We start from the raw sequence: 8985 nt of genomic DNA on the forward strand, positions 1-8985 counted from the left end.
TTAAAAAATAACCGATTATGCCTTGTCTTGCAGTCTTTTAAGTCCCCATTCGGGGGATTTAGGGGGCTGTATTTTACACTCACAGAGACTAAAATACTGTTTTCATGCATAATTCGGGCCAAATGACATAACCGGATTATATTAAAAGGATTTTAATTTTAATTCAGTCTTAATGAAGACGAACACATGCGTAAGATTGGCAAAGTAACCTAAAGTTTATGTGGATCTCTCTCACGGAATAAAGAAATTCAAGGAATTGCAGAAAAAATATGTTTGGAAATGGCCTTGATAAAATTCGAAAACAGTTTTAAATTAAGTTATGTTGATGAAAAGAAAAATTTTTGAAAGGACAGTAAGCCATGGCAAAAATTATTGACGGCAAAGCTATCGCCCTGGAAATGCAGGAGGAGATGAAAGCTCAGGTGGCCGAATTAAAGATTAAAGGCATTATACCGGGTCTTGCGGCCATCCTTGTCGGAGATAATCCGGCCTCAAAAACCTATGTTCGCAACAAGGAAAAAGCCTGCGAGCGAATAGGAATATATTCCGATGTTTACCGGCTTCCCGCTTCGACCTCTGAAGGTGATCTTATCGCCCTGGTGGATGATTTAAACAACGACAGGCGCATTCACGGGATTTTAGTTCAACTCCCTCTTCCTGCTCACATCGATGAGGGAAAGATGATCATGAAAGTCGACCCCGACAAAGATGTGGATGGTTTCCATCCGGTTAATGTGGGGAAAATGGTGATCGGCCAGCCTGCATTTCTCCCCTGCACTCCCCATGGCTGTAAAATTCTTTTGGAACGCAGCGGGATCGAAACAAAAGGGAAACATATGGTGATACTCGGGCGTTCAAATATTGTAGGAAAGCCTCTGGCAAATATCATGCTCCAGAAATCGAAGGGAGCGAATGCCATTGTCACGGTATGTCATTCCGCCACAAAGAACATTGCCGATTACACCCTTCAGGCCGATATTCTGGTGGCCGCGACCGGCAAACCGCATCTGGTCACCGCGGACATGGTCAAAGAGGGGGTAGTGGTTATCGATGTGGGAATGAACTGGATCGATGACCCTTCTCATATCAGCGGAAAGCGGCTGGTCGGAGATGTGGATTTCGAAGCGGTTTCTAAAAAGGCATCGGCGATTACCCCGGTTCCCGGTGGCGTCGGTCCGATGACCATCACCATGCTCATGCACAATACCATCCAGTCGGCTTTACGGTTCCACGAACAAGCCAGGTGATTGCACATCTGCCCGATAATGAGTGAATTTGAAAAGAGAGTGGTTGAATACTGCAACCGTCACCGGCTCCTTTCCGGAGGAGACAGGGTCCTTGCAGCCCTGTCCGGCGGAGGTGATTCGGTGGCTCTGCTCTCATGCCTGACGAGAATTAGGGGTATTCTCGGTTTCACTCTCGAAGCGGCGCACCTCAATCATTCCCTCCGTGGACCTGAATCCGATGAAGATGAAACATTCACGCGGGAATTATGTGACCGTTTGAAAGTTCATCTGACTGTATCGAGGCTCGCTTTAGGAGAGTTGAGAAAAAAAGGGGAATCGCTGGAGTCCGCCGCCCGTAAGGCCCGTCAAATGTTTCTTGAAACGGTCGCCCGGGAACGAAACCTCTCGAAGATTGCCACCGGTCATACCAGCGACGACCTGGCTGAAACAGTTCTCCAGCGCATAATCCGGGGAACGGGACCATCCGGTCTTGCGGGGATTCTTCCTGTACGCGATAATATATGGATTCATCCGCTCCTCGACCGGTCTCGTGACGATGCCCGCACGTATCTGCATGAACTTGGTATTGGATATCGCGAAGATTCATCTAACAGTGATCCCGCTTTTTTCCGGAACAGAATCCGTCACGAATTGCTTCCCCTGTTGAAAAACCGGTTTTCCCCGAATATGACCGGCGCACTTACCCGGCTGGCGGAGCTTTCACGGGTACAGGAAGAATATCTTCACGGGAAAATGCTTGAGTCCTTCGAGCGGTGTTGTTTCTTTGCCTGTTCCGGTAAAATACTCCTTGATAAACCGGTATTGATGCGTTATCATCAGGCATTGCAACAGCGGATAGTAAGACATTGCCTTGGGGTTTTGGAAGGAGGCGGCCGGGACACAGACATGGGAGAAATCGAGCGTATCCTGGATTACCTGTCTCTCGAACAGTCCGGGATAATGGATGTCTCTTCCCGGATTCGTTTAGGAACAGCAAAGGATAGAGCAGTTTTTGTCAGGTTTTCTCAGCAGTACGATCCCCTTCCACTGGCCATGCCCGGTGAAACACAAATTCCGCAGGATGGCTGCATCACGGTCAGAGAAGTATCCGCTTATGTGAACGTTGACGGGAGAAACGCCGTTCTGGTCAAACCGGAGATGGTCAGGAAGTATGGTCCTATGACCATTGGCCCTGCAAAAAAAGGGGAATACATGATCCCTTTCGGGATGCAGAGACCCGTCAAAATATATGATATCTTCTCCGCCGTTTCCATTCCCCAGGTGTTAAGGGAATCATTTCCGGTGGTACGCGCCGGAGCAGTTCCGGTGTGGATACCCGGTCTGAAATCATCGGAATGTTTACGAATCCATGGAGAATACGAAAAAGTACTGCACATGAGCTACCATGATGGGCCGTTGTGGAGATGAACTCCCTTTCCGGCAGGTGATCACTCATCACGGAATTGAACCGGTTGTTCCGGCAGCAATAACCGACAGCGGGATTTCGGAACAACAGTTATTTGACAACATAAAAAAAAAGGAAATTGACAAAACCATGTTTCAGAAAGAAAAACCGTATTATCCTCAGGATGATCCGGAAAAGCCTAATGATCCAAAATCGCGTCCGGACAGACGCGACCTGTTACGAAAAAAGAGACCCACACCGGGTTCTCCTCCTTCCGGTAAATCGGGAGGTAAATCCGGATGGTCATTCGGGCATCGCATTGCGTTCCTCTTTCTCCTGGTCCTGCTCGGAGTATTCCTGTGGAAACAGATGAATTCCCAGACGGCTAATTACGCAAAGGTAAGCTATACCCAGTTTGACAGTCTCGTCGCTACAAAAAAGATTATCAAAATAAAAATCCGCGAGGGCGGCAACCTGGAAGCCAAGCTTTCCGAGCCAATGAAACTCGGCAAACCGGGTGATGTCAATAATTATGACGGCATTGTTACCCAGGTTGGGACTTTCGACCAGGCATTTTTGAAAGGGCTTGTCGGCCAGGGAATAGAAGTCAGCATCGAGCCGGAAAAGACCTGGGTAAACATCCTTGTTTCCATTCTGCCCTGGGTGCTGATCATTGGTGTGTGGCTGTTTATTCTAAGGCAAATGCAGGGCGGTCCCAAAGGCGTCTTCACGTTCGGAAAATCGAAAGCCAAGCTCTTCGCCGAAAACACTACCAAAGCTACTTTTGCCGATGTCGCCGGTGTTGAAGAAGCCAAAGAGGAACTTCAGGAGATCATTGATTTCCTCAAGGATCCCCGTAAATTCCAGCGCCTGGGCGGGAAAATCCCCAAAGGTGCGCTTCTGGTAGGACCTCCGGGTACCGGAAAGACTCTCCTGGCCCGCGCTGTCGCCGGTGAAGCAGGCGTGCCGTTCTTCAGCATGAGCGGCTCAGACTTTGTTGAAATGTTTGTCGGTGTCGGTGCATCAAGGGTCAGAGACCTCTTCGAGCAGGGAAAGAGCAATGCCCCCTGCATCCTTTTCATCGATGAGATCGATGCCGTAGGCCGACAGCGCGGCGCAGGTATCGGCGGCGGTCATGATGAGCGCGAGCAAACTCTGAACCAGCTCCTGGTAGAGATGGACGGCTTCGAATCGAATGAAGGAGTTATTCTCCTGGCCGCTACCAACCGCCCGGATGTTTTGGACCCGGCGCTCCTCCGTCCGGGAAGATTCGACCGTCAGATTGTGGTGGACTGGCCGGATGTCAAAGCCCGCGAAGCGATTCTGAAAGTCCATGCTAAAAGAATCCAGATTGACCTGAAGGTTGATCTGGAAAAAATCGCCAAGGGGACGCCGGGTATGACCGGCGCCGATCTCGCCAATGTAGTGAACGAGGCAGCCCTCCTTGCCGCCCGGTTAAACCGAAAGAAGGTCACCATCTCTGATTTCGAGGAGGCAAAAGACAAGGTAATGATGGGCGCCGCGCGAAAAACGCTGGTGATCACCGAGGATGAGAAACGTCTCACCGCTTATCATGAAGCCGGACATGTGCTGGTTTCAAAATTCATTATCGGCGCCGACCCGGTCCATAAAGTCTCCATCATCGCTCGCGGACGGGCATTGGGATTGACCCATTTCCTGCCCCAGGACGAGCGTCACAACTGGTCGGTAAAATTCTGCATGACCCAGTTGACAGTTCTCCTCGGCGGCCGTGCGGCTGAAATGATCAAATTCGGCGACATCACCAACGGCGCCGCAAACGACATCGAACGCGCCACCAACATGGCCCGTAAGATGGTATGCGAATGGGGAATGAGCAAGAGACTCGGGCCGCTCACCTTTGGCAAGAAGGATAGCGAGATTTTTTTAGGCCGTGAGATAGCCACTCATAAGGATTATTCCGAACAGACCGCGATTGCGATCGATCAGGAGATCCGCAAGTACATGGAAACTGCCCAGCAGCAGGCGGAAGCGATTGTATTCGAGCATACCGATAAACTGGAAGCGCTGACCGCCGAACTCCTTAAAAAAGAGGTACTGGCCGGCGATGAGATTGATATAATCCTTAATGGTGATAAACCTCTTAAGGGAAAGCCGGAAATCGAACTCATTGCACCGGAAGCTCTCCCAAAGGAGGCGCCGGTTCAGAAAAATCCGAACCGTAAAAGACGGAACCCGCGGTCAAGGAGCAAACGCCAGGTTGCCACAGCGGAAAAACCCCATGAACAGGATGTGATGGCCGCAAGCACCGAAACAAACAACGAACCACAAAAAGACATTCCGGTACATGCAATTACGACTATTATACAGGAAACTGTAGAGGTACAGCACGCTGTACCGGTTCAACAGCATTCTGAAACAGTTCCCGAAAATGGAGAGATTCAAAGCGTTGAATCTCTACCCGGGAAACTTAAACGTTCCGCTCCCAGGAATACAAGGGGCGGTCCCAAAAAGGGATCGGATGCTTCGCTTTCCGATAAGAATCAGGATTCCATTTCTAAAACCCGCCGTACCCGCATGATTCGCCTGAAAACAGGAGGACGACGGAGAGTTATACGGAAAGCTCCGGCTCAGAAAATCCGTGAGATCAATTAAGTAAGGAAAAAGGGCAAAGGCACAGAACATCCCAGGGATAGAGGATATAAACCTCAATCTTCTTCAGTGTCGTTGCCCTTCGTTTTAGATGATCCGGTTGATCTTTTACCTGAAAGTGGATTGTAAAATGGACAGGGAAAAAATCAAGGCAGGGGTGCTTCTTTTGCTCGAAGGAATCGGAGAGGATCCAAACCGGGAAGGACTTGTCGAAACTCCCGACCGTGTAGCTGAATTCTACACTGAATTCTTTTCCAGTCTGCAAAAAAATCCGCGCGAGGAGCTCCGTGTTTTCACTACACCGAACCATGACGAGATGATTATCCTCCGTGATGTCTCATTTACCTCGATGTGCGAGCATCACCTCCTGCCCTTCTTTGGCAAAGTGCATATTGCCTATGTCCCCGATTCCAATAAGATTGTGGGATTTTCTTCGCTGGGGAGGGTGGTTGATCTGCTTTCCAAGCGGCCGCAGCTTCAGGAACGTATGACTACAGAAATTGCCGATTACATCATAGACGCCATACACCCGAAAGGGGTTATGGTGGTCATCGAGGCCGAGCACATGTGCATGACAATCCGGGGAGTGAAAAAACCCGGCTCGAAGGTGCTGACCTCGGCCATTCGGGGCATCATGCGAACCGCGCCCTCACGGGCAGAAGCATACAGCCTGATCATGCAGGCGCGATGATGGAATTTGAAATAAGCGATAGAAAATATGATGGCAGACATCCCCTTCTTATGGGCATTCTGAATGTTACTCCGGATTCCTTTTCCGACGGCGGAAAATACTTTGATGCAGAGCGCGCGACGGCAAGGGCGCTGGAAATACAGGAAGATGGTGCAGATATTCTGGACATCGGAGGCGAATCTTCCAGGCCCGGCGCCGAACCGGTAAGCATTGAGGATGAGTTGGCCAGGGTGACTCCTGTTCTGGAAGCGATCATGCCGCGTATTTCTATTCCGGTTTCCATCGACACAACCAGGGCGGCAGTGGCAGAACGGGCGCTTGGACTCGGCGCTTCCATGGTCAATGATATATCCGCCTTGAGCTTCGACCCGCGTATGGCGGATGTGGTCTGCTCGTACGGTTGTCCGGTGGTGCTGATGCATATGGCCGGGAATCCGCGCACCATGCAAAAGTCGCCTCATTATAAGAATGTAGTGGAAGAAATCCTGCAGTTCTTCCACGATAGAATCTCGTATGCCGTGGAGTGCGATATTCCACGAAGTAGAATTTTCGTTGATCCGGGTATCGGTTTCGGGAAGACTGTGGAGCATAATCTCAGCATTCTGCGGCAGATCGGCCGGTTCCATGAGACCGGTTGCCCCATACTCATCGGCGCTTCCCGTAAAAAAATGATCGAACTTATCACCGGCGCGCCCCTGGAGGAGAGAGACTGGGGAACCGCTGCTCTCACCGCCTGGTGTGTGTTCCAGGGAGTGGAGATACAAAGGGTTCATAGTGTTAAAGCCATGCGGCAGGTCTGCGCCATGGCCGCTGCCCTCGGGGAACAGTATGGAACTGTTTAAAATCGGTTTTTTTCCTATAAGGCTCCTCGATATAGTCGATGTGACTATTGTCTCCATATTCTTTTATATTGTCTATCAGCGGATTAAGGATACGAGGGCCAAGCAGCTCATCCTCGGCCTGTTGATTCTCATCGGCGCCTCATACATGGCGGCATGGGCGCACCTGAAGGCGCTCAACGCCCTCATCAGTTTTTTCAGCGGGGCATGGCTTATCGGCATCGTGGTAATTTTCGCCCCCGAACTCCGGCACTTTCTCATCCATATCGGGCAATGGAGAGGGATGGGGTTGCTTGAGCGCCCGGCAGAACAGAAAGCGGTCGAAGAGATCGTCACAGCTGCGCGGATGCTCTCGGAAAAACAATTCGGCGCTCTTTTGGTGATTACCCGCGACAATCAGCTCGGATCGGTGGTTGAAACGGGAACTTCTTTAAATTCACAGCTTTCCTACCAGCTGCTTACCACTATTTTTACCCCGAACACCCCGCTTCACGATCTGGCTGTTGTCATCCGCGGAAATCGCCTGGCCGCCGCCAACTGCCTGCTTCCTCTTTCAGATTCACGGACGATCGACCGCGCCCTCGGCTCCAGACACCGTGCGGCAGTCGGCATAACGGAAGAAACCGATGCCATCGTGGTCGTAGTAAGTGAAGAAACCCGTCAGATTTCACTGGCCATCGATGGCAGATTGATCAGAAATCTCTCCCCCGCCGAACTTCGTAACAATCTGCTCTCTCTTTTGCACTGAGGCGGCGTGATGGTTGTAACAGAAAAAGCGTACGCCAAAATTAATCTCGGTTTGAAAATCCTGAGGAAAAGAGATGATGGATACCATGATATCCTCTCCCTTTTCCAGACTGTACATGTCCATGATACACTGTATATTTCGGATAAGGAAACTCCAGGCCTTGAAAGCAGCGGGCCCGATGTTCCGCAGGGAGAGGATAATCTGATACTGAGAGCCGAAAAGGTGTTTACCGCATTCCTGGGTATCAATACCCGCGCTCACTTCCAGTTGAACAAGAGAATTCCACTTGGCGCCGGTCTCGGCGGAGGTTCCGCGGATGCCGCAGCGGCTCTGCGCGGCCTCAGGCGTTTCTACCATGCTCATTCGCTGTCTGTCACAGCGATGGAAGAAATGTCGGCGAAACTGGGTTCCGATGTGCCCTTTCTTCTCAAGGGAGGCACGGCTGCGGTAACCGGAAGAGGGGAGCGCATTGCTCCAATTGATTGGCCATTCGATTTTACCTATGTCATAGTATATCCCGGTTTCGCAGTTTCAACAGAATGGGCTTATCGTTCTCTGAAGGGATTTTCCGGAAACAGCGACTCCTTCTTCGGGATGATAGGGCAATTACAGGCGGGAACGCTTCGGAAGGATGAACTCTTCCGTGTGTTGGTCAATGACTTCGAATCAATAGTGCTGCCGGAATACCCCGTCCTCGGTGAGATAAAAACCGGCATGCTGGCGCAGGGTGCTCGTGCATCCCTCTTGACCGGCAGCGGTTCTTCAATGGTCGGGATCTTTGAGAATGAGCACGAAGCCTGCAGGTGCGCCGGGAAGTTCCGGAACGAACAGTGGAGCGTGTTTACTGTGAAGGCAAGCCCACCGCTGTTGTTCGAAACGTTCGCCGCCCCAGGTAATTGCTCCGGCGATTAATAATAGATGCCGAAACGGTTTCATCGTTCCCGCGAAGCGGCAACAAGTTCGGCATGACATCGTCCGACTCTTTCTTTTATGGTATCCGCCGCAGCCACTGCTCTTTTCGGACGATCGAATTTTCTCCTTACTTCCCTGCGCGCTGAAGAAGCGTTCAATGTAGTTTTTCCGCATGGCGTCCATATTCTTGATATGTTCGCGTGCATCCGATTCAGTAATAGAATGATTCTCGAGGCTTTTGCAAAAGTCGTGTTATATGTAAATAGAAAACGAGTTTTTTTAACTACAGCCCCCTATCCCTCAATCCCTTTCCCCCTGAATGGGGCAAGGGAAGTCGTTGCTCCACAGTGTTCCTGCCCCCTCCAGGGGGAAGGATGTCCGAAGGACAGGAAGGGGGCTGTGTCAAACAATCTCGACTTTTGCAAAAGGCTCACTCTGTCACTTTTTCACTTTTTTCTTCTTTATAGTCCACACTGACCAAACAGAGCCCCATCGCCGGAGCTGTCGGCCCGCCCTGCGAACGGTCGCCGGTC

7 protein-coding genes and 1 pseudogene are annotated in these 8985 nt (G+C 50.8%); 7 read left to right on the forward strand and 1 reads right to left on the reverse strand.

What is annotated here, in order from left to right; genetic code table 11:
* Positions 1 to 359 precede the first annotated feature (359 nt).
* The 7 genes and pseudogenes from folD to ispE all read left to right on the forward strand — a co-directional run bounded on the left by folD (position 360) and on the right by ispE (position 8452).
* On the forward strand, positions 360 to 1247 hold the full coding sequence (gene folD, locus Q8O92_11440) for a bifunctional methylenetetrahydrofolate dehydrogenase/methenyltetrahydrofolate cyclohydrolase FolD (GenBank protein MDP2983930.1): 888 nt from the start codon (positions 360 to 362) through the stop codon (positions 1245 to 1247).
* Positions 1248 to 1286: 39 nt separating this feature from the next.
* On the forward strand, positions 1287 to 2654 hold the full coding sequence (gene tilS, locus Q8O92_11445; GenBank protein MDP2983931.1) for a tRNA lysidine(34) synthetase TilS: 1368 nt from the start codon (positions 1287 to 1289) through the stop codon (positions 2652 to 2654).
* Between the two features lie 127 nt (positions 2655 to 2781).
* Positions 2782 to 4737: pseudogene (gene ftsH, locus Q8O92_11450) on the forward strand (ATP-dependent zinc metalloprotease FtsH).
* A 655-nt stretch (positions 4738 to 5392) separates the two neighbouring features.
* The gene (gene folE / locus Q8O92_11455; GenBank protein MDP2983932.1) at positions 5393 to 5953 is read left to right on the forward strand and encodes a GTP cyclohydrolase I FolE; all 561 of its coding nucleotides are present in this window, start codon (positions 5393 to 5395) and stop codon (positions 5951 to 5953) included.
* Entirely contained in the window at positions 5950 to 6795 is an 846-nt protein-coding gene (gene folP, locus Q8O92_11460) for a dihydropteroate synthase (protein MDP2983933.1), read from the forward strand. The genes folE and folP overlap by 4 nt, the downstream gene beginning before the upstream one ends.
* The gene (gene cdaA, locus Q8O92_11465) at positions 6782 to 7540 is read left to right on the forward strand and encodes a diadenylate cyclase CdaA (GenBank protein ID MDP2983934.1); all 759 of its coding nucleotides are present in this window, start codon (positions 6782 to 6784) and stop codon (positions 7538 to 7540) included. The genes folP and cdaA overlap by 14 nt, the downstream gene beginning before the upstream one ends.
* A 9-nt stretch (positions 7541 to 7549) precedes the next feature.
* Positions 7550 to 8452 (forward strand): 4-(cytidine 5'-diphospho)-2-C-methyl-D-erythritol kinase, encoded by a 903-nt coding sequence (gene ispE, locus Q8O92_11470; GenBank protein ID MDP2983935.1) that lies wholly within the window; start codon positions 7550 to 7552, stop codon positions 8450 to 8452.
* Positions 8453 to 8472: 20 nt separating this feature from the next.
* Here ispE and Q8O92_11475 read toward each other — a convergent pair whose 3' ends face one another.
* Positions 8473 to 8610 (reverse strand): hypothetical protein, encoded by a 138-nt coding sequence (locus tag Q8O92_11475; protein ID MDP2983936.1) that lies wholly within the window; start codon positions 8608 to 8610, stop codon positions 8473 to 8475.
* Positions 8611 to 8985: the final 375 nt, after the last annotated feature.

It is taken from the genome of Candidatus Latescibacter sp., from assembly GCA_030692375.1.
Lineage (GTDB): Bacteria > Latescibacterota > Latescibacteria > Latescibacterales > Latescibacteraceae > JAUYCD01.

What these genes read in the sequence shown, in the direction of transcription:
- folD (MDP2983930.1), top strand. Translation starts at nt 360, where the DNA reads ATGGCAAAAATTATTGACGGCAAAGCTATCGCCCTGGAAATGCAGGAG.
- folE (MDP2983932.1), top strand. Translation starts at nt 5,393, where the DNA reads ATGGACAGGGAAAAAATCAAGGCAGGGGTGCTTCTTTTGCTCGAAGGA.
- folP (MDP2983933.1), top strand. Translation starts at nt 5,950, where the DNA reads ATGATGGAATTTGAAATAAGCGATAGAAAATATGATGGCAGACATCCC.
- cdaA (MDP2983934.1), top strand. Translation starts at nt 6,782, where the DNA reads ATGGAACTGTTTAAAATCGGTTTTTTTCCTATAAGGCTCCTCGATATA.
- ispE (MDP2983935.1), top strand. Translation starts at nt 7,550, where the DNA reads ATGGTTGTAACAGAAAAAGCGTACGCCAAAATTAATCTCGGTTTGAAA.